This is a genomic window from Acinetobacter sp. NIPH 817 (assembly GCF_000368405.1).
Taxonomy (GTDB): Bacteria; Pseudomonadota; Gammaproteobacteria; order Pseudomonadales; family Moraxellaceae; genus Acinetobacter.
Genome location: NZ_KB849419.1, coordinates 55,399 through 80,578, shown reverse-complemented (window position 1 = coordinate 80,578; position 25,180 = coordinate 55,399). Strand labels below are relative to the sequence as shown.

The window sequence follows — 25,180 nt, the reverse complement described above, 5'->3', positions numbered from 1 at the left end:
GAAGATCGTCCACGTCGTAGTTTTGATGACAAACCACGTGGTGAGCGTCCAGCGTTCGGCGGTGAAGATCGTCCACGTCGCGAGTTCAACTCAGATCGTCCACGTCGTGAAGGTGGTTTTAGTGATAAGCCACGTCGTAGCTTCGATGATAAACCACGTGGTGAGCGTCCAGCGTTTGGCGGTGAAGATCGTCCAAAACGTAGCTTTGGTGGTGAAGATCGTCCGCGTCGTAGTTTTGATGATAAACCACCGCGTCGTAAATTCGACCGCTAATCAATATTTAGTTTGAAAAAAAGGCCAGTAAAAATACTGGCCTTTTTTATTTTTCAGTTTTGTTATAAACTAACAAAATGTGAATTGGTTCAATTTTTTATTAAATAATGCGTAAAAGTAAGCGAAAAGAGACAATAATGGCACAATTGAAGAGCCTTCTGGCTAAGCATGGGTTGCCTTATCTTTTTATTGCACTCGTTTTGTGTAATGGGGTTTACTTCGCCTACGCTTTTATAAATGGAAGTTCTGTTGAGCAATTCCAAGCTTCTGAATTGACCTCTTTTTACGAACATACTTCTTCGACTTCTCTCAAGTAAGTTAGCTTTGCTTTTGTCAAAATTACAACAAGTTTGCTAATTTTCAGTGTTATAGTATGCGTGCATAAAAGTGCAGGAACGATTGCCATTATGAATAATAAAACTCCTCTCTCGACTCAGCCGCTCATTGAAGTGAAGAACTTGAGTTTTAATCGAGGGGAACGCGTCATTTATGACAATATTAGTTTAAATATACGTCGAGGCCAGATTACGGCCATTATGGGACCTTCTGGTACAGGTAAAACAACTTTATTACGTCTGATTGGTGGACAGTTAGTTCCAGATCAGGGGGAAGTTTTACTCGACGCTAAAGATATTGCCAAAATGTCTCGTCAGGAACTTTTTTCCGCTCGTGCACGTATGGGAATGCTATTTCAGAGTGGAGCTCTATTTACGGATATGTCCGTTTATGAAAATGTGGCGTTTCCAATCCGAGCGCACACAAAGCTTCCCGAAAATCTCATTGCTGAATTGGTTGCATTAAAACTTGAATCGGTGGGTTTGCGTGGTTCTGAACAATTAATGCCGACAGAACTTTCAGGTGGTATGAATCGTCGTGTAGCATTGGCTCGCGCGATTGCACTTGATCCCGATTTAATCATGTACGATGAACCTTTTGCTGGTCAAGACCCAATTGTGAAAGGTGTTTTGACTCGTTTAATTCGTTCACTACGTGAAGCGTTAGATTTAACAACAATTATTGTTTCGCATGATGTCGCAGAAACATTATCGATTGCTGACTACATCTATGTGGTAGCTGAAGGAAAAATTCAGGGAGAGGGTACACCTGAAGAGTTGCAAAAACATGCTTCTCCATTTGTACACCAATTCTTAACAGGTTCGGCAGAAGGACCAGTTGAATACCAGTTTAGTCATCAAGCTTATTTAGATAACGAGGTTCGTCCATGAATACGATTGCCTGGTTAGGTAGACTCGTTATTGAGCGGATTCGAGGCATTGGTGCTGCGGCACATATGCTCTTGCAGATTATTTTTTCACTTCCTACCAAAGGTGGTTTTGGTCGTTTTGGCTACCAAATGCACCGCGTAGGTGTGATGTCCTTACTTATTATTACCGTTTCTGGTTTGTTTATTGGTGCGGTTCTTGGCTTGCAGATGTATAGCATTTTGGTCACTTTCGGTGCTGAGTCGATGTTGGGTACAGCGATTTCGTTAACCCTACTCCGTGAGCTTGCTTCTGTGGTTGCTGCTTTGCTATTTGCAGGACGAGCAGGTTCTGCATTGACTGCTGAAATTGGTTCAATGAAGCAAAGTGAACAGCTTGCCAGTATGGAAATGATTGGTGTTGACCCTTTAAAGCAAATCGTATCACCACGTCTTTGGGCAGGTATTGTCAGTTTGCCAATGTTAACTGTGATATTTGCAGCCATTGGTATTATTGGTGGCAAGATGGTCGGTGTTGACTTTTTAGGTGCTGATGAAGGCTCCTTCTGGAGTGGTATGCAAAATACAGTGCGTTTCTGGCATGACATTTTCAATGGCACGATTATTAAAAGTATTGTTTTTGCTTTGATTTGTACATGGGTCGCTGTTTATCAAGGCTATGCCTGTGATCCGACACCAGAAGGCATTGCAACGGCAATGACTCGGACTGTTGTGTATTCTTCATTATGTGTTTTAGGTTTTGATTTCGTGTTGACTGCGGTCATGTTCGGAGGGATTTAATGAAATCACGTAGTAGTGAACTGGCCGTTGGTATCTTTGTTATTATCTTCGGTATTGCATTGTTTTTTTTAGCAATGAAAGTTAGTGGTCTTGTTGGTACGAACTTAAGTGATAGTTATACCATGAAGGCTCAGTTTGATAATGTCAATGGGCTAAAGCCACGTGCTAAAGTGACAATGAGTGGTGTTACAATTGGTCGTGTTGATTCAATTGCGCTTGATCCTGTTACGCGTTTGGCTACCGTAACATTTGGTTTAGATGGAAAGTTGACAAGTTTCAATCCTGAACAATTAAAAGAAGTTCAGAAGAATGCGCTGGAAGAGTTGCGTTATAGCTCAGATTATACTCAGGCTTCTCCAGAGCAACAAAAAGCAATGGAACAGCAACTGACCAGTAACATGACCTCCATCACAAGTATTGATGAAGATGCTTATATAATGGTAGCAACCAATGGTTTGTTGGGTGAGAAATATTTGAAAGTTGTACCTGGTGGTGGTGTGAACTACTTGAAACGAGGTGACACGATTTCAAACACTCAAGGAACTATGGATTTAGAAGATTTAATTAGTAAATTTATTACTGGTGGTGGGGCTGGTAAAGTTGCTGCCGGTTCAGGCTCAACAGAAGCGAGTGCTCCTGCAAGCACTGATAAAGATAGTGCACAAGCCTCATTTGTTGAGTAAAAGATTATTTGAAGGAGTGGTTCCTGGTGAATACGTTGTTTAAACAAACCCTGACAGCAAGTCTTTTGTCTACCATGATTGCAGGTACAGCATTTGCTGCACCTTCAGAAGCACCACCTGATTTTATCAAGCGTGTTGCTGATGGTTTGATTGCTCGTTTGAAAGCTGATCATGCAAAATTGCAAAGTAATCCAGCATTAGTGAAGAGCATCGTACGTCAGAATTTAGACCCGTATGTTGATTCACAAGCATTTACTCGCATTGTAATGGGTACTTATGCAACAAATCAGTATAGTACAGCAGCGCAGCGTGCTCAGTTCGAGACTAACTTCCGTAATACTTTAATTGAAAATTACGGTAGTGCATTTGCTAAATATACGAACCAAAGCTATACCATGCGCCCTTACAAGGCAACTGCGGGTAAAAACCCAGTAGTGACATTGGACTTCAGTCATAACGGTGACAAAATTCCTGTATCTTTCCAGTTAGCTGATAAAGGTACTCAATGGAAAATCCGTAATATCAATGTTTCTGGTATTGATTTGGGATTACAGTTCCGTAATCAGTTTGCTGCAACAGTGAAACGTAATGGTGGCGATTTGAATAAAGCAATTGCAACCTTCCAACCGGATGCAGACGCTGCTGTTAATCAGAACAAACAAAAATAGTAGGTGAAGAGTGGTTCAGTATCTCAACCAACAATTGGTTGTTTCGGGAAAAATTGATTTTGAAAATGCGGAACAACAGTATCAAGCAGGTTTAGCTATCATCAAGAAGCAGCAAAGCTTTCCTCTGGTGGTGGATTTAACAGAGCTTGAACATGGTAGTACCTTGGCGTTGGCTGTTTTAGTTCAATGGTTACGAGTGACTCCACAAAAAGCTGGTTTGCATTTTAAAAATGTACCCGAAAAAATGCTGAAGATCATTCAAGCCTGCCATTTGCAGGAAGATCTACATTTGATCTGATGTTCTAGATGTAAAAAAGCACCTGTATTTAGGTGCTTTTTTATGCTTTGGACTAGCATTTTATTACAAAGCCTAAATCCATTTTTTCCAGCGGAAATAAATAATAGGGCCAATAAAGAAACCGATAATAATTAATAAAACGATGATGAAACTAGTTGTACCATGTGCAAAAGGCAATACATCTGTGTTCATCCCATAGATACTAGCAATGAGCATCGGAGGAGCTAACATACTTGGTAAGATCGAGAATCGACGGATCGTATCATTCTGTTCGGTATTAATGAATCCAGACGTTGTATCAAGCAAGAATCGTACTTTTTGGAATAAGAAAGCATCATGTTCTACGAGTGAGCGGACATCTTCACTCAGTTCTCGAATATCAGCATCGTAAATATGACTGCCTAATGCCCGAGGACGTGATAAAAAAGTAAGTACACGTCGTAAATCAATTAAACAGAGCTGAGCTTTTCCTAGCATATCCTCTTGTTGAGCTAGGCGCGTAATCATGTCATCAAGATCTAGAATTTGTTCGCGCTGGTGATTGTTAAGAACTTCTGTCGAGTATTTTTCTAAATCTTTGTGGATATCTTCTAAGATATCCGCAAGCTCATCGAGTTTTGCCTCAAGAAGACCTAATAAAATCCATGTTGGATCTTTATAGTCCATGTCGTAGTCATTTCGGCGAGCACGCGCACGAAAGGCACGAAACGCAACTAATTTTTCTCCCCGCATCGTAAAGAGACGGTCTTTATGCAAAATAAATGCGACCGTTTGTACCATCGCCAAAATGTGTGATGAATCTTCTGCATCACCATCCACTTGATAGTTTTTATTTTTCGTTAAAAAATAAGTACTGATATGCAAAATACCATCATCATCACGGTAGAATCGTGCTGAGGATGAAATATCTTCAAGCGATTTTAGTGTGGGTAAATTTTGGTCATAGGCATCTAGTACCCATTGTTGCTCTTCTTGCGAGGGTGCAATAAGATCAAGCCAGACTAATTCGGGATGTAGATCAAATCCACCATTGATGGTGGCATCTTCCAGACTTCCGCGTTCTGTGGCATAAAAGGCTTCAAGCATGTGTCTTTTTTCCTCACGCAGTCTGATGGAAATGGATGGGTGTATTTTAGACAAGGATTTGCCGAAAAACACTTGCCAATACGCTATTTTGCAAAAAAAAACTCTATCGATAGTTTAGTTTGTCAGCATGACAGTTCAATAAAACGGTTTTTTACACTATGAATTCAATTTGTATTTTCTGTGGTTCATCTCTTGGTTCAAACCCAATTTTCCAACAAATTGCCAAAATTACAGGTGAGGCTATTGCAAAACAAGGTAAGACCTTGGTTTATGGCGGCGGTCGCTCAGGCTTAATGGGCGTTGTCGCTGATAGTGCCTTGCAGGCAGGTGGACAAGTCATTGGCGTGATTCCTCGTGCTTTGGTCGATCGTGAGTTAGCTCATCCGGGCTTAACCAAATTATATGTGGTCGAAAATATGCATGAGCGTAAAACCAAGATGGCGGATCTCTCCGATGGTTTTATTGCTTTACCTGGTGGTGCGGGTACATTGGAAGAAATCTTTGAACAATGGACGTGGGCGCAATTAGGTATTCATCAAAAGCCATGTGCTTTCTTAAATGTAGCTGGCTTTTATGAAGATTTACTTAAAATGATTCAAGGGACGGTGGATAATGGATTTAGCCAAGCACGGTTCGTTGATAAATTGATCGCATCAGACAAAATTGAAGACATTCTTCAACAATTTGAGCAATATCAGGCTCCTGCTCCAAAATGGACAAATGCAGATGTTCAACCATAAACGAGGTTAAATAAGTGAAAACAATTACGGTCGCTGCTGCAGTGATCTTGAATGAGCAAAATCAGTTGTTGCTCGTGAGAAAGCGTAATACTCATGCTTTTATGCAAGTGGGTGGTAAGCTGGAACCTAATGAAGCGCCAGAGATTACAATGCAGCGAGAAATTTTAGAAGAAGTTGGAAGTTCTTGTGTAATTGAGCAATTTCTTGGTCGTTTCGAAACAGCAGCTGCCAATGAGCCAGATCATATTCTGGTTAGTCATTTATATCTTGTTCAGCTCGATCAGGCGCCTAAAATCGCAGCCGAAATTGCGGAAATGAAATGGGTGAATTTAAATGATTCAGAAACACACCTTGCACCATTAACCCGTGAAATTGTTATTCCTTGGTGTGAGCAGCATTTATCTACAGTTTAATTGTTTTAAATGGTTAATGTTGCCGCTAGACAAGCGGCATAGATAGATGTGCAGCCTAATTGTTTAAGTGCTTGACTGAGCGCATGAATAGAGCTTCCAGTAGTTATTACGTCATCAATAATAAGAACACGGCGATAACGCCGTTTTTCTTGAGTAAGCGCAATAAATTGTTGCTCAATGTTCTCAAAGCGTTCCAGTCGAGAAAGTCCTTTTTGCGAATGTTCAGCAAGACGTTGTACTGGCTGCCAAACAGGTATTTTTAATTGTTTGCTTAAGATGTTTGCAAGTAATAATGACTGATTAAAACCACGTTTGATTAAACGTTGATTTGAAATAGGCATAGGTACGATAGCTTGTACTTTGGGAAATTTGAGTTGTTGTAAAATTTCACCTAACAAAATTTCATAATGTAATTTTTGTTCATATTTAAACTGCTGAATGATTCTGCTAACTGGGTAAGCATAATCACAAGCCACAAGAACTGATTGATCATTGCGTTGAATTGTTTGTTTAAGCCAAGGTAAATGCTTCCAACAATCCTTACAGAGCGAAGATTTTTCTCTTACATCTGACTCACATAACAAGCAAGGTGAGAGCAATTGAATAAGATGCTGTGGGTTTAAGAAACTAAACATACGCGTAGCGAGGTGCTTCTGGAAGCCAACGTTTTAATAATGCATCTGCTTGTTCTGGATAATCCTTTAAGACTTGCTGAGCTACATAATGAGCTTGACTGAGTAAGTGATCATCTCGCTCTAAACGAGCAACTCTAAACCCCATATCACCAGTTTGTTTCGTACCTAGTAATTCACCGGGCCCGCGTAATTCTAGATCTTTTTCTGCAATCACAAAGCCATCATTACTTTCTCTTAAAATAGAAAGTCTTTCTTGCCCATTTTGAGAAAGAGGCGTCTTATATAAAAGTACGCAAAAGCTGGCTTGAGCACCTCGACCTACACGACCCCGTAATTGGTGTAACTGAGAAAGGCCTAAACGTTCAGCATTTTCAATGACCATAATAGAAGAGTTGGGAACATCTACCCCAACTTCAATGACAGTGGTTGCGATAAGAAGCTGTAACTCATTATTTTTGAACGCTTGCATGACCGACTGCTTTTCGTCAGCTTTCATTTTGCCATGCACTAAGCCAATGTTAAGTTCAGGAAAGCGTTCTTTCATTTCTTGATAGGTAGCTTCGGCGGCTTGAGCATCTAGAGTCTCAGATTGCTCAACCAATGTGCATACCCAATATGCCTGTTTCCCATCTCTACAATTCGAAGCAATTCGTTGAAGTACTTCTTCGCGACGATCAAGTGGAATCGTAACGGTTTGAATTGGAGTACGGCCTGGAGGCAACTCATCAATAATTGATGTGTCTAAATCCCCATAGGCACTCATTGCCAGTGTTCTTGGAATAGGAGTGGCTGTCATGACGAGTTGGTGCGGGGTGAATTGCTCTGCACCTTTATTACGTAAAGCTAAGCGTTGATCTACACCAAAACGATGTTGTTCATCAATAATTACTAACCCTAATTTAGCGAAGCCAACATTGTCTTGAAATAAGGCATGTGTACCGACAATAAGTTCTGCGTGGCCTTCTTTAATCTGTTGTTCTGCTTGGGCACGGGCTTTGCCTTTTTGTTTGCCAGATAACCACGCAACTGTAATACCCAATGGTTCAAACCAACGTTTAAAATTCAAATAGTGCTGTTCTGCAAGAATCTCAGTTGGGGCCATTAATGCAACTTGCCAATCAGCTTCTAAAGCATGGCAAGCCGCTACAGCAGCAACTAAGGTCTTTCCAGCCCCAACGTCACCTTGTACTAGGCGCAGCATAGGTTGGTGTTGTTTTAAGTCATTTAGAATTTCTTTAGATACACGTTTTTGTGCATTGGTCATTTGAAAAGGTAAAGCTTCTAAAAGCTTTTTAGCTAATATTTTACTGCTTGAGAAAGCTGGAGATGCAATTTGGCGAATATACGCACGGCGATTAAGTAAACTAATCTGGTGTGCAACCAGTTCTTCAAAAATAAGTCGCTGTTGGGCTGGATGCGACCCTTGAGCCAACTGGAGCATATTGGCATCAACAGGAGGCTCATGAATGTAATACAAAGCCTCTTTAAGCGCATAGCCATTAGTATATTTTTTGGGGAGCAGCTCTGGTAAGGCATCACTATGATGCTTTAAAGCTTGTTTTACATATTCACGCAGTTTAGGTTGAGTTAGCCCATCCGTACTTGGGTAAATTGCTGTAAGCTGAGTTTTTGGTAGAGGTGTATGTTCATGAATGAGTTGAATTTCAGGATGATACATCTCAAGGCCGCGAGCGCCGACACGAACTTCACCAAAAATACGTAAGCGATGACCCGGTTTTATTTTGTCAGTCAGGTTTTTATAAATATGATAAAAGCGTAAGGTAACTTTACCGAATTCATCTTGAACCAAGGCTGCCATAGATTTTCTTTTTCCCGGAGGAAAATCAATTGACCTGACTTCACCTTCAAGTAAATAGCTACGCCCAACCACAAGTTGATTCATTGCAATAATCGTACTGCGGTCTTCATAATCACGTGGCAGATGAAACAGTAAATCATCTGTGGTAAAAATATTTAGTTTTTCGAGTAGGGCTGCTGAAGCCGATCCAACGCCTTGTAACTGATGGACTGAAGTCATGTCCCCTCAACGAGTTTTCTATGCATATATTATTTATCGGTTATGGTAAAACATCTCAGCGTGTTGCTAAACAACTATTTGAGAAAGAACATCAAATTACCACAATCAGCCGTAGTGTAAAAACGGATAGTTACGCAACACATCTTGTCCAAGATATCTTTAAACTTGATTTAAGTAAAATTGAACCTGTAGATGTCGTATATATTTTACTTTCTCCAAACGAGAGTACGGTTGAAGGCTACCAACATACTTATGTTGATAGTATTGAACCGATTCGAGATGCATTAAAAATACATCCAGTAAAAAAAATAATCGTAGTGTCGTCTACACGGGTATATGGTGAAAATGCAGGGGAGATCATTGATGATTTTAGTGAAATTCAGCCAAATGATGCACAAGGCCATATATTGCGTGATATGGAACGCCTTTGGCAAAAACATTATCCAGTGCAATGTGTAATTGTTCGCCCAACTGGGATTTACGGAACTTCAGTTGCCCGTTTAAAAAAGATGGCTGAAAATAGTCAAAGTTATCCAAATATACATTATAGCAATCGAATACATATTGATGATTTAGCAAAGTTTTTGGCTTTTATGGCGGACTATGAAAATCATCACGCGAGCTATATTGTGACTAATAACCAACCATTGCCTTTGCATGAAGTTATCGTGTGGTTCCAAAAACAATTGGGATTACCCGAGTTAACGTTAGAATCAAACCAAATCTCAGGTAAAAGAATTTATGCGAAACATTTGCCTGCAACGGGTTTTAAATTAGAGCATCCAATTTGCTTTAATGACTATTTATTATGTTTAAATGTTCATAGCACTAAATAAAATTTTGATTAAACTTTAAATAAGAACAGAAATACCTGATGAGGCAGTCAAATTGCCGATAAAGATAAAAAGGTTGAAAGTGAAAAAAATTTGTTTAGCTCTTATTTTGAGCGTAACAGCTGTTGCGAGTTGGGCCGAGGATCAGGTGTGGTGTGCATATGATCCGATTGGTTCCCAAGGGGATATTACACGTCGTTTAAATGACATTCGGTTATATGCTCAGCAATATCAAGTCAAATTTAAAGTGGTGACCTATCAAAAAGAACAACAGGCCATACAAGCTTTTGATGAAGGTAAATGTTCAGGTTTAGCGGCATCTAATTTTAATACTTATCGTTATAACCAGTTTATGGGAAGTACCGCAGGTATCGGGCTTATTCCTAATAATCGTACCGCGAAAAGCTTATTACAGCTTTTGAATCATCCAACAGTCGAAAAAAGATTAATTTCTAAGGATTATGAGGCGGTAGGGATGATTCCTATTGGCACGGCCTATATGGTTCTAAAAAATAAGAAACTCTCTAGAGTTGCTCAATTAAGAAATCAGCGTATCGGCGTGTTACCAAATAATCCACCACAACAAGCCTTGGTACGAAGTGTAGGTGCTCAGCCAGTTTATGTTGATTTATCTAATGCGATTATGCAGTTTAAGCAAGACAAAATCGATATTGTCCCAGCCCCAGTGTATGGGTTATTGCCGTATAATTTACAAAAAGAATTTGGACCCGATGTTCAAGTCATTAATTTTCCTTTGGCATATTTTGGCGTTAATTTAATTATTAAGCCACAAGCTTATCCGGCTAATTTTGGTCGAAAAATTCGAGGGTGGTTTGTTCAAAATAGCCAATTGCTGACTAACCGTGCAACCCAGTGGGAAAATCATCTACCTGCTTATTATTGGGTAGATGTCTCTTTTTATGAGAAGCAAAGTTATGACGTTATGGTTGCCAAAATACGTAATCAGTATGTCCTTTCAGGTTATTACGATGCCTATTTTGTTCAACTCATGAAGCGACTACGTTGTATAGATGATCCACGCTATTTTGAATGCCCAATGCGCTAATAAAATAAAAGGCAACCGAAGTTGCCTTTTATTTTGACTAAAAATCTTAAGCTTTCTTACGTTTTAAACGTCGTTTTGCTTGTTGAGATGCCATAGCTTCAAGCGCATCTTTTAACTCTTCGTCGCTAAAGGTGGTGATGTGTTGCAACATTTGTAAGGTTACTTCATCAAGAACCAACTGTGCGCCAGCAGCCATTTGACGGAAATTATCATCAAACTCGATTTGGCCTTGGTCGTTGGTACGAATGTAATTTTGCTGTGTAAGTACTTTTAGGAAGCTTTGGAATAAAGCTTTGTCGAAGAACTCTGGTGAATTAAATTCATATAGAACTGACAGACGTTGTCCGAGTAAATGACTTAACTCTTCAACCTGTTTAGCAGAAATATTACCTGAACCACGTTGAGTAATGAGCGCAAGCGTCATGTAGTAACGCTCAAGACTTTGCTTAACAGGCGTAGCTAAAACAACAAGCTGATTATGCTCTTCAGTGTTTGGTGCAGAGCTAATTAAATTGCCTTCATCATCTTGCTGAATAAGGTTTGATTGAACCAATGCATTTGCATATTGCTCAATTTGTTCTTTAAGTTCGCTACTCTTCCATTTAAGGAATAACTCAGCTTTCAAGAATGGATAGAGCGTGTAGATCACATTGGTTAAATCTGAACGGCTAATTTTTCCATTATGTTCAACAAGTGATGCAACCAATGAAGGTAAGACAAAGGCGTGCAAAATGTTATTACGGAAATAGGTCAGAAGAACAGCTTGATTATCTTCAATCGCAATAATATCGCCTAGTGCATGCTGAACTCGTTTAATGAGTTTAAGCTTTAAACCATACGCAATAATTTCTTTACCAGAAAGCGGCGTTACTTCCATACGTTGGTCATACGGGAAGTTCGATGCCAGATTGCGGTAAGCTTCAAGCTGCTTAATACAAATTTCTTCATCAAGCGTATGCTTTGGGGTTGCAAGCAAAATAATAGAAAGTAAAGAGACAGGGTTAATCACCACAGCTCGGTTAATATTTTCTAAAATTGCATGTGCAGAGCTATTTACTGCATCTGAAACTGCTTGAGGAATTGGGTCGTCATTTTTCTCGATAAAAACATTTTCTGCATTATGTTGTTTAAGCAGATCATCAAGGAAAACAGGTTCACCAAAGTTCACGTGGACTTTACCGAAAATACGTTCAATTTTTCGTAAGGTTTTCACAATACCAAAAATTGATTCAGCTTCTTTCGGTTTACCTTGCATTTCGCCTACGTAGGTCGAGCCTTCCATTAGGCGTTCATAACCAATGTAGGTGGGTACAAATACAATTGGCTTTGTACGACCACGTAAATGACTATGAACTGTCATGGCAAGCATGCCAGTCTTAGGCGGTAATAGGCGTCCTGTACGCGAACGTCCACCTTCAATAAAGTACTCAAGTGGCGTGTTACGTGACAAAATACTATATAAATATTCTTTAAATACTGTTGTATAAAGGCCATTACCACGGAAAGAACGACGAATAAAGAATGCGCCGCCCCCGCGTAAAAGCTGACCAACGAAAGGCAAGTTCAGGTTATCACCCGCAGCAATATACGGAACCATAAGGCCACGTCTATAAATCACATAAGACAATAATAAGTAGTCAATATGGCTGCGGTGACAAGGTGTGTAAACCACTTCATAATCTTTTGCCAGTTCACGAACGGTACTGAAGTTATGCACATCTACGCCGTCATAAAGCTGGGTCCATAAGCGCGTTAAAGCAAGATCGGCAAAGCGGACTGCTGAGTGTGAATAATCCGACACGATTTCATTGACATAACCAATTGCGCGACGTTCAGCTTCGAGCATACTGACTTTCCCGCGAATACTTTCACGGCGGATTGCTTCTTGAACATCACGAGATTTTACAACCGACTGCATGACATTACGGCGATCGGATAAATCGGGGCCTAAGACCACTTCACGTTGACGATCTAAATAATCATTTAACGTACTTACAATATAAGTTGCTGGTGAAAGGTTTGGATAATGCTGTTGAGCATAATCAACCAGTTCACGTAACGATTGTGGTTCATGAAATTCTAAGTAAGATTGGCGGCCATGTAAGCCAATGTTCACTAATTGCTTAACTGTGCTCGGTGTAGCCCATGTATCTGAAAATAATAGCTTAAACCAAGAGTCTTCTTTATCTGGTGAGCGGCCCCATAGAACAGTAACTGGAACAAGTTCTATATCAAGTTCAGGATTTTCTTTTAAGACTTCAATCAGTTTTATTAAACGTGGTGGAAAAGCATGAGGAGGAGGATTCAGTAAATTATTTTCATCATTGTGCTGTAAAAATAAAACTGATGCTTTTTCCTGATGAGATCCAACAACTAATGGGTCTAATGCAGGTTTTAAATTTAAACGACGCGTTTCTCCATCAACCACCAAAGCATTGCTTCGAGAGTGGTTTTGTAAGACATAGCACACCACTTTTTGGCGGTCGGTCTCTGCTTCTGTTGTTTCTGATACTGGTTCAGTAGGAACTTCCCCAAGAACATGTGGTGTTACCACGAGGTCAAGTATTTTACTCGAAAGCCGACGATACATTTGACCAAACCCACTCTTGGACATAAGAACTCCTACTTCTTAAAGACAAATCCCAGCACCAAATGCGGAGGGTAATTATTTTGAGGCATTTATTAAAAAAAACAATATGCTGATAGCTTATAAATTATAATGCTTTTGGCATATTTTATCGTTAAAAATCGTATTTTTAGCTGTTATATGAGCAATGTTCATCAGAAGTTGACTGATTGTTCCATGTTCAAATAGTTTTTTATGGCACAATAGATTCTACACATCTGTCCTTTAATACGATTTTTTACCTGAAATATGAAGGTATCTCTCATGAATGCGTTAACCCAAGAACTAGTCGAGCTGCTCACTTTAGAAAAGCTAGAAGAAAATATTTACCGTGGCATGAGCCGTAATCTTGTCGGTAAACGCGTCTTTGGTGGGCAGGTTTTGGGTCAGGCTTTACGTGCAGCATCTTATACAACTGATCGTCCAGCGCATTCTTTACATGCATATTTTTTGTATGGTGGCGATATTAATGCCCCAATTATCTATGAAGTAGACCGTTTACGGGATGGGAAAAGCTTTGTAAGTCGTCAAGTTCGGGCGATTCAGCATGGACGCGTTATATTTTCAGCGATGGTGTCTTTTGCCAATCCAGAAGAAGGTTTGAACTATCAACATCAAGAACCTGAGTATCCTGCACCGGAAACGCTTAAATCTGAAAATGAGTTAAAACAGGGTATTTTAAACTTTGTACCTGAAAATGTTCGTGCTAGTTTCATGCGTGAGCGTCATGTAGAAATTCGCCCAATTGATCCGGTAAACCCGTTTCAGCCCCAACCTGAAGCTCCCTATAATGCCCACTATATCCGCACCCATGACCGTATTCCAAAACAATTAGATGATATTGCCTTGCATCAAGCAATTGTTGCGTTTTATTCAGACTTTACCTTAATGACAACAGCTTTAAGACCGCATGGTTTAAGTTATATTTCTCCAAGTTTGCAATGTGCAAGTATTGATCATGCAATTTATTTCCACCGCCCACTTCGTGCTGATGAGTGGATGCTTTATGACATGGAAGCCACAGTGAGTGCGGCTTCAAGAGGTCTTAATTTTGGTCGTATGTGGCAAAATGGCCAACTTGTATGCAGTACCGTACAAGAAGGTTTAATTCGTTTGCGGGAAATTGAAACTCAATAGATCTCTTGAATAGCCATCTAATTAGATGGCTTTTTTATTTTTAATGGGAACGATGTGACAAAAAATTGCTCGTATGAAAAGCGAGCTCATGTCATATTTGCAACAGGATTGCCAACTGAAAAAAATAATGCTGATATGAACTTAAATACACAAATTCTAATTGCTGCCATTGTAGGTTTAGCCTTTGGTTTCCTACTCACCATGTATCCAGACACAGCTTTTGTAAAACATAGTTTATATGGGCTTGGAATATTAAGTAGTGTTTTTATCGGGCTTCTTAAAATGCTTTTGGTGCCTTTAATCTTTAGTTCGATTGTTGTGGGGGTATCGAACCTACAAGCGGGCGGACAGTTAGGGCCAGTCTGGAAAATCACATTTTTATGCTGTTTAACTACAACGACTTTAGCCCTAATTTTAGGTATTAGTTGTGCTCATTTATTTGAGGTTGGACGTGGCATAGATATTTCTATTTTTCAGACATCTATGCAAAATTATCAAGCACCAGATAGTTTAAACCCAGCAAGTTTTTTCACTAATTTTATTCAAAATACTTTAATCAATCCATTTAAAGCATTTAGCGATGGTAACGTTTTGGCTGTTGTGGTCTTTGCTTTATTCATCGGCGTTGCTTTGGTGCAGGGTGGTGAGCGTTTCAAAAGTATTCGTGTATTGAGCCACCAGTTCTTTGAAATGATGATGCTGCTCGTTGGCTGGGTGATGAAGCTGGCACCTTTGGGTATTTTTGCTTTATTAGCAAAGTTAATGGCAACTGAAGACATTTCAGTATTAAGTCGTTTGGCTGAGTTTGCAGCCGTTGTAACAGGCACAACTATTTTTCATGGTGCTGTTGTTTTACCACTACTGCTTTGGATTTTTGGTCGTATGAGCCCTTGGACTTTTTTCAAAGGGACACGTACAGCGTTAATTACAGCATTTGCAACGAGTTCTAGCTCTGCCACGATGCCACTTAGCATGAAGTGTGCGCAAGAAAACTTAGGGGTACGTCCTCAAACAGCGGGATTTGTTATTCCACTTGGTACTCAGTTAAACATGGATGGTACCGCTTTATACGAAGCAGCAGCTGCACTCTTTGTAGCAAATTTGGTGGGCTTGGACTTAAATCTCACACAGCAAATTATCGTGTGTTTAACAGCAATGATTGCATCGCTAGGTGCACCTGGAATCCCGAGTGCTGGCATGGTGACTATGATTATGGTTTTACAATCGGTAGGTCTACCAGCTGAAGCAATTGCCATTTTACTGCCAATTGATCGCTTACTAGATACGGTGAGAACGGTGGTAAATGTGCAGGGCGATATGATGATTAGTGTGGTTGTTGATCGCTATACGAAAGATAAAGATATCAGTGTCTAATATCTCGAAATATAAAAAGCAGGATTTTAAATCCTGCTTTTTTTTATTTTTAAGCAGCTTGAAGTTCTGCTCTTTTTGCTGCTGGAGATTGCGATAAATAACTAACCGCATCTTCAGTGCTACCTTCTTTGACTGGATCATACCAAGGCATGAGGTAATCAATTTGTTGTGAAATAAGCCAGATTGGGTTTGGTAAAATCTGATTATCTTTTCGACTAATTTTGTACCATTCTAAAGCAACCCACACTGGGAAAAATCTAGATTTAGCGGCATCTGCAAAGCGTGGATCTTGTTTCATGATGTGTGCAGCGCCGTCTACCCATAAACCAAGTACCAGCACAATCACGGCAAGGCTTAAATAGTAGCGTGGAATATAGCCACCACCAAGATGACGATATAAATCAAAGGCTACAGTACGGTGTTCAATTTCTTCTGAACCATGCCATTTCACCAGATCGACCATTTCAGGGTCAGCGCCTAATTCTTCCCAGCGCTTGTTATATAGAGCATATTTACCTAACACACAGGTCATATGTTCAACCGTGGCAACAACACCTAAACGGAATAAATCCCATTGGCCTTGTAAGAAATTTGGAACTTCTTTATCAAAAGGCTTATCTGCCAAAGCTGTCGTAAATAAGTAGTTCATGATGTCCAAATTTCTTTGGATATCAATATTACGTACGTTTAAATATTCTTTGTTTGCAGAGGTGTGTGCATTGGCATGCATAGCTTCCTGACGGATAAATGCTTGTACATCCTGCTTGAGTTTTTCATCTGTAATTTGCGGTAAAACCTTGTTATACAAACGGCAAAACCAGAACTCACCAGCAGGCAAAATATTATTAATTTCATTAATAAAATAACTTGCGAAAGGCTGATTAGGAATCCAGTCGACAGGGGTATCTTTCCAGTCAAATTTCACTTTACGTGGAAGAATTTTATAATCAATAGAAGAACCTAAAGCCTTGTTCTTCAAAAAAGATAACAATTTCATCATTTAGTCCTGATTTTTAACTCGATGAAGTTATAACGAGTATAAAAAAAGCCCCTACATTTGTGTTTAGCAATAGGGGACAATTGAGTATAAATTTAATGAAAAAATTGTATCTGTTATGACAATTTAGCTTTCAGCATCTTCATCTGTCGCTTCAGGGATTGAATCGACATCAAATTCTGGTTGTTGATCAAGCGTAAAATGCAGACGTCCACCCATGACACTTGCAAGCTCTTCCAAACCTAATTTGTTAAGTGAAGAGAAAAGCTGAATGGAAAAATCAAGCTTCATTTTTTTAAGTTGTTGTTTAACTTCAAGCAATACTTTATTTGCAGGACCACGATTAAGTTTGTCTGCTTTCGTTAAGAGAATATGAACGAATAGATGACGCGAATAAGCCCACTCTAGCATCATCATGTCAAAATGCTGTAGAGGATGGCGAATATCCATAAGTAATACTAAGCCTTGTAAGCTTTTACGATGGATGAGATAGTTTTCTAATTCCTTTTGCCACACCTTTTTCATATCTTCAGGTACAGCTGCATAACCGTAACCTGGAAGATCGACTAAACGCTGATCTGGGTTACCTAGACTAAAGAAGTTAATCATCTGAGTACGACCAGGCTTTTTAGAAGCGCGGGCAAGTTGTTTCTGATTGGTTAATGCATTAATAGCACTAGACTTACCAGCATTTGAGCGTCCTGCAAAAGCAATTTCGTAGCCACTATCTTCAACACAAAGTGCCAATTTAGGTGCACTCATTAGAAACTCAGCTTGGCGTAACCAGTTTAGGGATTGCACAGCATAGGCTGTGATCGCCGGATCTGGTGCTTTTTCATAGCTGATCTTTTGCTTGGGTGCGAGTCTGGCTTTGGTGTCTTTCGATTTTTCACTACGACGCATAAAAAATAACTTTTTAAATGAGAGGGCTCGCGCCTAGTATAAAGGAGCTTGGGTATTCTTGCTAATTTTCAATAAATCAACTTATGAAAATCAATAGAGCTTAGATTTCTAAAAAGGCAATAGGGGAGTTAGCAGGAGCAGATTTTGATTGCTGCAAAACTTCTCCGAGTGTGTATTGGTCTAGACTTTGATAAAAGCTTTCTAAAGCTTGATCTAAAATACCTTTTAAACCACAGTGAGCACGGAGTACACAAGGCGGAGTATTGCATTCAACGATTTGATTGTCACCTTGTAATATACGAACAATTGAACCTAAATTTGAATTAAGTGCATCTGGATTTAAGCGAATTCCACCGCCTTTACCGCGAATGGTAATAATCCATTCTTGTTTGCCCATGAAGTGAACAACTTTAACAAGGTGGTTTTGGGACACATGCAAATCTTTCGCGATTTCTGCAATCGTGTAGGGTGCATCGCTTGGGCGTGCAACATACATTAATATTCGTAATGCATAATCGGTAAATTTATTAAGCTGCATGATCACCAAAAATGGAAGAGAATAAAAAGGATGATCATCTTAGCCTGAAAGTTTAAATAAGAAAACTTTCAGGCAAGAGGTTTTTACATTACAGCGTTAAAGGAGCTGAAACCTGTACTTGATCACCAACTCTGTAATGCTCAAGTAAAATGTTAGCTACCGAAAACTCAGTATGGTTTTCTTCAGGCTGAACTTCAAAATGATATGAGTTGTTTTCTTGAGCTTCTGTAAATTTAAAAGCTTTTGGCTGTTCAAGCTGTTGCTCTGGAACTTGTACTTTAACCGAAATAAAAGCATTTGCTGGTCCGGTTAATACGTCTTCATGATCAGTTGCTTTTAAAGTGAAGCGTTTGCCAGATTCAAGAGGATCAATTTGTGTAATTTCAAATGAACGCCAGCCAGCCCATCCACCTTTTAAGCTCTCAAGTTGTTCATATTTTTGTTTTTCAACGCCAATCAAGATATCTGCCAATTGTAGATAAGCCTGTTTCCATGCTTCGATAAGTTCTGATTCAAATGGCACGTTAAGTACTTCACTAATTGAATGAAGTAGGTTGTCACCAACAATTGCATATTGATCAGGCTGAATATCCAAGCTCACATGTTTAGTAGTGATACGTTCAACAGCTTTGGCTAGAACAGTAGGGTTCTCAATATTTTCTGCATAAGCAAGAACGGCAGCTGCAAGCGCACGCGGCTGACGTAAGCTAGTTTGGTCATCTAGGTTAAAAACATTTTTTAATTCGGGATTGTTATTCAACATACGCTTATAAAAGTATGTAGTCAGCGTAACACCGTGTTCACGTAAAACCGGTACAGTAGATTTAACAAGTTCAATTTGTTGTGGAGTCATGGCTAGACCTTATTTATCTGGCTATATAAGATGTATTTAAAATACATCTTTAAAAAAGTAATGGCAATAGCTTTTCGAGAAAAACCATAAAAAAATTAGGGGATATAAAATCCCCTTAAATTAACGTTATGTTATTAAATATTTTTTATTTACCAAATAAAGAGCCAAGTAGGCCTCGAACAAGTTTTTGACCTGTACTTCCTCCTAAACTGCGCGCAGCACTTTTTGCAAAAGTTCCAACAATATCTTGAGTGAGTTTGGCTCTTTCACGTGCTGCTCGTTCTTCCTCTTTTAATTGATCACGTGCCAATCTTTCTTGCTCTTTCGCTTGCTGTTTTGCTAGGGTTTCTTGCTCTTTCGCTTGTTGTTTGGCAAGTTCGGCATTTTGTTGCTGTTGTTCGCGTTCAGCCACTTTATTTTGTAGCATTTCATAGGCGCTATCACGATCTACAACCTGCTCATAAACGCCAGCAATAATACTTTGTGAGATTAAAGCTTGACGCTCTTCTGGAGTGATTGGTGTAAATGCAGAGTAAGGTGGCATGACCCAGCCACGCTCTACAATTTGTGGAGTACCTTGCTCATCTAGGCAACTAATGAGGGCCTCACCAACACCAAGTTCAGTAATTGCTTCATCAACTTTAAAATTTGGATTGGCTCTGAAAGTGTCTGCTGCGGTTTTTACTGCTTTCTGATCTTTAGGGGTAAATGCGCGTAGGGCATGTTGAACGCGATTACCAAGTTGACCTAGAACACTTTCAGGTAAATCGAGTGGATTTTGGGTAATGAAATAAATACCTACTCCTTTAGAACGAATTAAACGTACAACTTGTTCAATTTTGTCTTGGAGTGCTTGGCTGGCATTGTCAAATAATAAGTGAGCTTCATCAAAGAAAAACACGAGTTTAGGTTTATCCATATCACCGACTTCTGGGAGCTGTTCAAATAGTTCTGAAAGCATCCATAAAAGGAAAGTGGCATATAGCTTAGGTGTATTCATAAGCTTGTCAGCCGCAAGAATATTAATGTAGCCATGCCCATTTGCATCGGTTTGAATAAAATCTAAAATATTTAAAGCAGGTTCACCAAAAAATTGCTCTCCACCTTGGTCGGCAAGGGCGAGTAAATTGCGCTGAATAGCACCTAGGCTTGCTGGAGATAAATTGCCATATTCCGCTTTAAACTCGGCTGCATGTTCACTCACAAAAGTGATCATGGCTTTTAAATCTTTAAAATCTACTAATAGTAGACCTTGGTCATCTGCAATACGGAATACAGCAGATAGCACACCCTCTTGAGTATCATTTAAATTGAGCATACGAGCCAATAAAATTGGCCCAATTTCAGAAACGGTAGTGCGAATAGGGTGGCCTTGTTGGCCAAATAAATCCCAAAAAACAACTGGATTAGCTGCGAAAGGAACGCTATCAATCTGCAAAAGCTTTAGTCGTTCATTAAATTTATCTGAAGCTTCTCCCGCTTTTGCGAGACTCGAAACATCACCTTTAGCATCGGCAAGAAATACCGGTACACCAATTCGAGAAAAACTCTCTGCTAGAACTTTTAACGTAACTGTTTTACCTGTACCCGTGGCACCCGCAATAAGTCCATGGCGGTTAGCAAACTGGGAAAGTAAAACAATTTCTTTGGATGTGTCATTAATATTTTTAGCAATAACAATCGGTGTACCCATATATTTTTATCCTGTGGTTCGAGTCACTATGATCTTGTCGTTTTTACAGTTGTTTCAGTGCATTTTCGATATCTTGTATTAAATCTTGTGGATCTTCTAGTCCTATACAGAAGCGAACTAATAATCCTTGTTGTAAATGTGTATTCTCAAGTTTTCTCATCATTTTTAAATCATAAAGCATAATCAGACTAACGGGTCCTCCCCAGCTAAAACCAAGCTTAAATAACGCTAAGGCATCGCAGAAACGACGTACGGCTGTAATGTCATATTCAGGTTTGAAAATAACACTGACTAGACCGGCACTTTGATTGTCTATGCAGATTTCTTGCCAATATTGATGGCCTGGGGCGGCCTCATCACTTGGATGTAGAACTTGTGCAAATTGAGATTGGTTTTTTAGCCATTTAAGTAAAGTTTGAGCATTGGCTGATTGTTGTTCATAACGTAGAGACATATGAGCAAGACTACGTTGGACTTGAGCTGCATCATCTCCTGAAACTGCAATACCTAAAATGGCATGCGTACGGAATAGGCGGTGATGAAGTTTCTCATCACGAGTTACAATGCTACCCATTAAGATGTCACCGCCGCCACTCGGATATTTGGTGAGTGCATGCACGGTTAAATCGACTGATAGATGTTCATCAGAAAAATTAAAAGCATTAAACGCAAGCCCAGCTCCCCAAGTGTTATCTAGAGCAGTTAATACACCGTGCTTTTTAGCTTTTTTGACTAGATTTTTAAGATCAGGAAATTCTAGAGTAACTGAGCCTGCTGCCTCTAACCACAACAGTTTGCTTTTTTCAGTTGGTTGAAAGCTTGAGGCGTCAATAGGGTTGTACACTTTGACAATAACGCCATATTGATTTTGCAGATAATTTAAATGCTCAAGGTTTGGTCCATAAATGTTGTCTGGTACCCATACTTCATCATCAGTACTTAAAAATGCTGAGTTCACAACATTAATTGCTGATAAGCCACTTGGTGCAAGTAAACAATGCAATCCACCTTCAATTTGTGCAATATTGTCGCCTAAGGTGAAGGTAGTGGGGGTGCCGTGTGTCCCATAGCTATAGTCGTAGTCATCCGTCCAATGACGATCAAAAAGGTGCGAAGTTGATTTAAAAATAATAGTAGATGCACGAAATAAGGGTGGTTGTACTGTTTCAATAAATTGCGGAGCCTTTCTTTGTGCATGAATGAGGCGAGTCTGGAAGTCGTTATGCTTTTTCATAGTGCTTTGCATTTCAAATAATAAAGTTAGATTAAGAGAAATTTAGATTCTTCGCTAGATTTACGAAGTTTTATAAGGCGTTTCGTTACAGTAGGCTCATAAAATAAAAACTTGGCTTTATTTTTGCAAAGACCACTACAACATTCTAACAACAATAGGTTTAAGCGCATGAAGTCGCATTTACGTGTTCACTATTTTCAACATATCGCGGGTGAGGGATTTGGAAGCTGTTATTCATTTTTAAAAGCCCACCACGCGACAATTAGCTCTACTGAGTTTTTTGCACTTCCGGTTGATCGGTCACTTGAAATAGAAGCTTTGCCTCGAATTGATGAGGTTGATTTACTATTAGTCATGGGTGGCACCATGAGTGTAAATGATGAGGCAAATTTCCCGTGGCTAAAGATAGAAAAAAGATGGTTGCGCCGTTATTTGGCAGCGGGAAAGCCAGCTATTGGTCTTTGTTTAGGGGGGCAGTTAATTGCTAATGCGTTAGGGGCTGCGGTAAGCCGTAATCGCTATCAGGAACTTGGATGGTCAACAGTTCAGAGAGTTGCGAATCTACCTCAAGAAAGCTTCCCATTACCAGAGAAAATAAAGGTGATGCAGTGGCATAGTGAGACATTTGAAATACCTAAAGGTGCTATACATTTGGCTGAAAATCAGGCCTGTCGCAATCAGATGTATCAGATTGGGAAAAATGTACTGGGTTTTCAGTTCCATCCAGAGATGACGCCAGCAGCTCTAGCGCTTTTACTTGAAGATGAAGAAGAGCTTTCTATTTTTGATGGAGAATATGTTCAATCTACGCGTGAATTATATTCTTCCGAAGCACAAAAATTTGAACAAGGTAATCAACTTCTAAATAAAGCGATTGAATTTGTAATAAGTGCTTAGTTTAGTTCCCAATACACGATTAAAGCAGGTTTTGTGGAGAAAATAGAAAAAGAGAATTGCATAAGACTTAAACAATCGTTATAATGAGCGACCCTCAATAGGAGGGGCATTTACTGCGAAGAAAGTGGTAAATGTGCATTACAGTCGTGGCATCGATCATGACCTTAGTGATTTTCACTGCCTTTGACACTTACCAATGGGTGAGATGCGTCAAAGGTGATTCTTTATATGTTTGGCTTGGAGTTTACTGGTATGTCTAACCAGAGAATTCGTATCCGTTTGAAGTCTTTTGATCATCGTCTGATTGATCAATCTGCTCAAGAGATCGTAGAAACCGCTAAGCGTACTGGCGCACAAGTTTGTGGTCCAATTCCGATGCCTACTCGCATCGAACGCTTCAACGTTCTTACTTCACCGCACGTTAACAAAGATGCGCGTGACCAGTACGAAATCCGCACCTACAAACGTTTGATCGACATCGTTCAACCTACAGATAAAACTGTTGATGCATTGATGAAATTAGATCTTGCGGCTGGTGTTGATGTTCAGATCGCTTTGGGTTAAGGCTTTCGGTTGATTAACTTTTAAGTTAATTAGGCCGCTTTTTTAGAGGTTTATGCACATGGCTATTGGTTTAGTCGGTCGCAAATGTGGTATGACTCGCATCTTTACAGATGCAGGTGTTTCTGTACCTGTTACAGTCATCGAAGTCGATCCAAACCGCATTACGCAAATCAAAACACTTGAAACTGATGGTTATCAAGCTGTTCAAGTAACTACTGGTGAACGTCGCGAATCTCGCGTAACTAACGCTCAGAAAGGTCACTTCGCGAAAGCTGGTGTTGCTGCTGGTCGTTTAGTTAAAGAGTTCCGTGTTACTGAAGCTGAGCTTGAAGGTCGTGAAGTTGGCGGTACTATTGGTGTTGATTTGTTCACAGTTGGTCAAGTAGTTGACGTAACTGGTCAATCAAAAGGTAAAGGTTTCCAAGGTGGTGTTAAGCGTTGGAACTTCCGTACCCAAGACGCTACTCACGGTAACTCAGTTTCTCACCGTGTATTAGGTTCTACAGGTCAAAACCAAACTCCTGGTCGCGTGTTCAAAGGCAAAAAAATGGCTGGTCACTTAGGTGATGAACGCGTAACAGTACAAGGTCTTGAAATCGTATCTATTGACGCTGAACGTTCTGTTTTAGTTGTTAAAGGTGCAATTCCTGGTTCAACTGGCGGTGACGTGATTGTACGTCCTACCATCAAGGCCTGAGGGGAAATACCGTGAATTTGAAAACTGTTTCCGGCTCTGCTGTTGAATTGTCTGAAGTTGCTTTCGGACGTGAATTTAACGAAGCTCTTGTACACCAAGTTGTTACTGCTTACTTAGCAGGTGGTCGTCAAGGTACTCGTGCTCAGAAGTCACGTGCAGACGTTTCTGGCGGTGGTAAAAAACCATTCCGTCAAAAAGGTACTGGTCGTGCTCGTGCGGGTTCTACTCGTAGCCCAATCTGGGTTGGCGGTGGTAAAACTTTTGCTGCTCGTCCACAAGATTGGTCTCAAAAAGTAAACCGTAAAATGTATCGCGGTGCAATGCAATGTATCTTAGCTGAACTTGTTCGCCAAGATCGTCTTGTATTAGTTGAAGAGTTTGCTATTGCAGCTCCAAAAACTAAAGAATTGCTTGCAAAGCTTGGCGATTTAAATGCCGCTCGTGCATTGATCGTTACTGAAGCTGTAGATGAGAACTTATATCTTGCAGCACGCAACCTTCCGCATGTAGATGTGGTGGATGCTACTGCAATCGATCCTGTAAGCTTGATCGCGTTTGATAAAGTTGTGATGTCTGTAGCTGCTGCTAAGAAAATTGAGGTAGAACTCGGATGAACAACGAACGTATCTATCAAGTCCTTAAAGGACCAGTCTTCTCAGAAAAGGCACAAGTTTTAGGTGATACTGTTGGCGTTCAAGTATTTAAAGTAGATATTAATGCTACTAAACTTGAAGTTAAAAAAGCAGTTGAAAAACTTTTTGGTGTAGAAGTTGTTAAAGTTAACACTACTATTACTAAAGGTAAAACTAAGCGCTTTGGTAAAACATTAGGACGTCGTTCTGATGTTAAAAAAGCATACGTCACCCTGAAAGCTGGCCAAGATGTTGAAATGGCTGACTTGGGCGATACCGCTGAAAGCGCAGCGGAATAAG

27 protein-coding genes and 2 pseudogenes are annotated in these 25,180 nt (G+C 39.9%); 18 read left to right on the top strand and 11 right to left on the bottom strand.

The genetic code is table 11. The features are described 5' to 3' along the window. The 7 genes and pseudogenes from F968_RS20515 to F968_RS01725 all read left to right on the top strand — a co-directional run. Positions 1–273 (top strand): annotated as a pseudogene (locus F968_RS20515) (DEAD/DEAH box helicase); the annotation flags it as partial. 107 nt (positions 274–380) lie between these two features. Continuing rightward, positions 381–590 (top strand): hypothetical protein, encoded by a 210-nt coding sequence (locus tag F968_RS01750; RefSeq protein WP_081399444.1) that lies wholly within the window; start codon positions 381–383, stop codon positions 588–590. 90 nt (positions 591–680) lie between these two features. Continuing rightward, positions 681–1,499: an ABC transporter ATP-binding protein gene (locus F968_RS01745; protein WP_004789671.1), complete on the top strand. Its 819-nt coding sequence runs from the start codon at positions 681–683 to the stop codon at positions 1,497–1,499. Beyond that, complete coding sequence (mlaE, locus tag F968_RS01740) at positions 1,496–2,275, top strand: lipid asymmetry maintenance ABC transporter permease subunit MlaE (protein ID WP_004789669.1); 780 nt, start codon at positions 1,496–1,498, stop codon at positions 2,273–2,275. Before F968_RS01745 ends, mlaE begins: the two co-directional genes overlap by 4 nt. Further along, positions 2,275–2,958 carry an outer membrane lipid asymmetry maintenance protein MlaD gene (locus F968_RS01735; protein WP_004789666.1) on the top strand — a complete coding sequence of 228 codons (684 nt, stop codon included), beginning with the start codon at positions 2,275–2,277 and terminating at the stop codon, positions 2,956–2,958. Before mlaE ends, F968_RS01735 begins: the two co-directional genes overlap by 1 nt. Before the next feature lie 26 nt (positions 2,959–2,984). Beyond that, positions 2,985–3,626, top strand: coding sequence for an MlaC/ttg2D family ABC transporter substrate-binding protein (locus F968_RS01730; RefSeq protein ID WP_004789665.1), 642 nt, complete (start codon positions 2,985–2,987; stop codon positions 3,624–3,626). A 10-nt stretch (positions 3,627–3,636) separates the two neighbouring features. Then, positions 3,637–3,924, top strand: a complete 288-nt coding sequence (locus F968_RS01725; protein WP_004789663.1) for an STAS domain-containing protein — start codon at positions 3,637–3,639, stop codon at positions 3,922–3,924. A 72-nt stretch (positions 3,925–3,996) separates the two neighbouring features. Here F968_RS01725 and F968_RS01720 read toward each other — a convergent pair whose 3' ends face one another. Next, positions 3,997–5,010 carry a CorA family divalent cation transporter gene (locus F968_RS01720; RefSeq protein ID WP_004789661.1) on the bottom strand — a complete coding sequence of 338 codons (1,014 nt, stop codon included), beginning with the start codon at positions 5,008–5,010 and terminating at the stop codon, positions 3,997–3,999. Positions 5,011–5,168: 158 nt separating this feature from the next. Here F968_RS01720 and F968_RS01715 point away from each other — a divergent pair, with 158 nt between their 5' ends. Next, positions 5,169–5,750: an LOG family protein gene (locus F968_RS01715; RefSeq protein WP_004789659.1), complete on the top strand. Its 582-nt coding sequence runs from the start codon at positions 5,169–5,171 to the stop codon at positions 5,748–5,750. A gap of 14 nt (positions 5,751–5,764) precedes the next feature. Then, entirely contained in the window at positions 5,765–6,163 is a 399-nt protein-coding gene (locus F968_RS01710) for an NUDIX hydrolase (protein ID WP_004789657.1), read from the top strand. Positions 6,164–6,168: 5 nt separating this feature from the next. On the opposite strand, the gene F968_RS01705 is transcribed toward F968_RS01710, so the two are convergent. Continuing rightward, entirely contained in the window at positions 6,169–6,798 is a 630-nt protein-coding gene (locus F968_RS01705; RefSeq protein WP_004789655.1) for a ComF family protein, read from the bottom strand. Then, positions 6,791–8,836, bottom strand: a complete 2,046-nt coding sequence (gene recG, locus F968_RS01700; RefSeq protein ID WP_004789653.1) for an ATP-dependent DNA helicase RecG — start codon at positions 8,834–8,836, stop codon at positions 6,791–6,793. The genes F968_RS01705 and recG overlap by 8 nt, the downstream gene beginning before the upstream one ends. 20 nt (positions 8,837–8,856) lie before the next feature. On the opposite strand from recG, the gene F968_RS01695 reads away from it, so the two are divergent. Then, positions 8,857–9,672 (top strand): NAD(P)H-binding protein, encoded by an 816-nt coding sequence (locus F968_RS01695; RefSeq protein WP_004789651.1) that lies wholly within the window; start codon positions 8,857–8,859, stop codon positions 9,670–9,672. A gap of 79 nt (positions 9,673–9,751) precedes the next feature. Then, positions 9,752–10,735, top strand: coding sequence for a putative solute-binding protein (locus F968_RS01690; protein WP_004789649.1), 984 nt, complete (start codon positions 9,752–9,754; stop codon positions 10,733–10,735). A 46-nt stretch (positions 10,736–10,781) separates the two neighbouring features. On the opposite strand, the gene plsB is transcribed toward F968_RS01690, so the two are convergent. Further along, complete coding sequence (gene plsB, locus F968_RS01685) at positions 10,782–13,349, bottom strand: glycerol-3-phosphate 1-O-acyltransferase PlsB (RefSeq protein ID WP_004789647.1); 2,568 nt, start codon at positions 13,347–13,349, stop codon at positions 10,782–10,784. A 276-nt stretch (positions 13,350–13,625) separates the two neighbouring features. Between plsB and F968_RS01680 the strand changes: the two genes are divergently transcribed. After that, positions 13,626–14,498, top strand: a complete 873-nt coding sequence (locus tag F968_RS01680; RefSeq protein ID WP_003653674.1) for an acyl-CoA thioesterase — start codon at positions 13,626–13,628, stop codon at positions 14,496–14,498. A 108-nt stretch (positions 14,499–14,606) separates the two neighbouring features. Next, positions 14,607–15,872, top strand: coding sequence for a dicarboxylate/amino acid:cation symporter (locus F968_RS01675; RefSeq protein ID WP_034596115.1), 1,266 nt, complete (start codon positions 14,607–14,609; stop codon positions 15,870–15,872). A gap of 49 nt (positions 15,873–15,921) precedes the next feature. Here the strand turns inward: F968_RS01675 and F968_RS01670 are convergent, their stop codons facing one another. From F968_RS01670 to F968_RS01645, 7 genes and pseudogenes are all read right to left on the bottom strand, one after another. Further along, entirely contained in the window at positions 15,922–16,872 is a 951-nt protein-coding gene (locus F968_RS01670; RefSeq protein WP_081399443.1) for a metal-dependent hydrolase, read from the bottom strand. A 123-nt stretch (positions 16,873–16,995) separates the two neighbouring features. Beyond that, complete coding sequence (gene yihA, locus F968_RS01665) at positions 16,996–17,772, bottom strand: ribosome biogenesis GTP-binding protein YihA/YsxC (protein WP_004789642.1); 777 nt, start codon at positions 17,770–17,772, stop codon at positions 16,996–16,998. Positions 17,773–17,872: 100 nt separating this feature from the next. After that, a complete protein-coding gene (locus tag F968_RS01660) occupies positions 17,873–18,310 on the bottom strand; it encodes an RrF2 family transcriptional regulator (protein WP_004789640.1) in 438 nt (145 codons plus the stop codon). A gap of 88 nt (positions 18,311–18,398) precedes the next feature. Further along, positions 18,399–19,163, bottom strand: coding sequence for a globin domain-containing protein (locus tag F968_RS01655; RefSeq protein WP_004789638.1), 765 nt, complete (start codon positions 19,161–19,163; stop codon positions 18,399–18,401). 2 nt (positions 19,164–19,165) lie between these two features. After that, positions 19,166–19,278, bottom strand: a pseudogene (locus F968_RS20190) (hypothetical protein); the annotation flags it as partial. A 30-nt stretch (positions 19,279–19,308) separates the two neighbouring features. Next, a complete protein-coding gene (locus F968_RS01650) occupies positions 19,309–20,856 on the bottom strand; it encodes a helicase HerA-like domain-containing protein (RefSeq protein WP_004789637.1) in 1,548 nt (515 codons plus the stop codon). A 43-nt stretch (positions 20,857–20,899) separates the two neighbouring features. After that, positions 20,900–22,090, bottom strand: coding sequence for a PLP-dependent transferase (locus F968_RS01645; protein ID WP_004789635.1), 1,191 nt, complete (start codon positions 22,088–22,090; stop codon positions 20,900–20,902). A 168-nt stretch (positions 22,091–22,258) separates the two neighbouring features. Here F968_RS01645 and F968_RS01640 point away from each other — a divergent pair, with 168 nt between their 5' ends. The 5 genes from F968_RS01640 to rplW all read left to right on the top strand — a co-directional run bounded on the left by F968_RS01640 (position 22,259) and on the right by rplW (position 25,179). Further along, entirely contained in the window at positions 22,259–22,987 is a 729-nt protein-coding gene (locus F968_RS01640) for a type 1 glutamine amidotransferase (RefSeq protein WP_004789634.1), read from the top strand. Positions 22,988–23,239: 252 nt separating this feature from the next. After that, the gene (gene rpsJ, locus F968_RS01635) at positions 23,240–23,551 is read left to right on the top strand and encodes a 30S ribosomal protein S10 (protein WP_000070912.1); all 312 of its coding nucleotides are present in this window, start codon (positions 23,240–23,242) and stop codon (positions 23,549–23,551) included. Between the two features lie 58 nt (positions 23,552–23,609). Then, positions 23,610–24,248 (top strand): 50S ribosomal protein L3, encoded by a 639-nt coding sequence (rplC, locus tag F968_RS01630; RefSeq protein ID WP_004639526.1) that lies wholly within the window; start codon positions 23,610–23,612, stop codon positions 24,246–24,248. A gap of 11 nt (positions 24,249–24,259) precedes the next feature. Further along, the gene (rplD, locus tag F968_RS01625) at positions 24,260–24,862 is read left to right on the top strand and encodes a 50S ribosomal protein L4 (protein WP_003653663.1); all 603 of its coding nucleotides are present in this window, start codon (positions 24,260–24,262) and stop codon (positions 24,860–24,862) included. Beyond that, positions 24,859–25,179: a 50S ribosomal protein L23 gene (rplW, locus tag F968_RS01620; RefSeq protein WP_003653662.1), complete on the top strand. Its 321-nt coding sequence runs from the start codon at positions 24,859–24,861 to the stop codon at positions 25,177–25,179. The genes rplD and rplW overlap by 4 nt, the downstream gene beginning before the upstream one ends. Position 25,180: the final 1 nt, after the last annotated feature.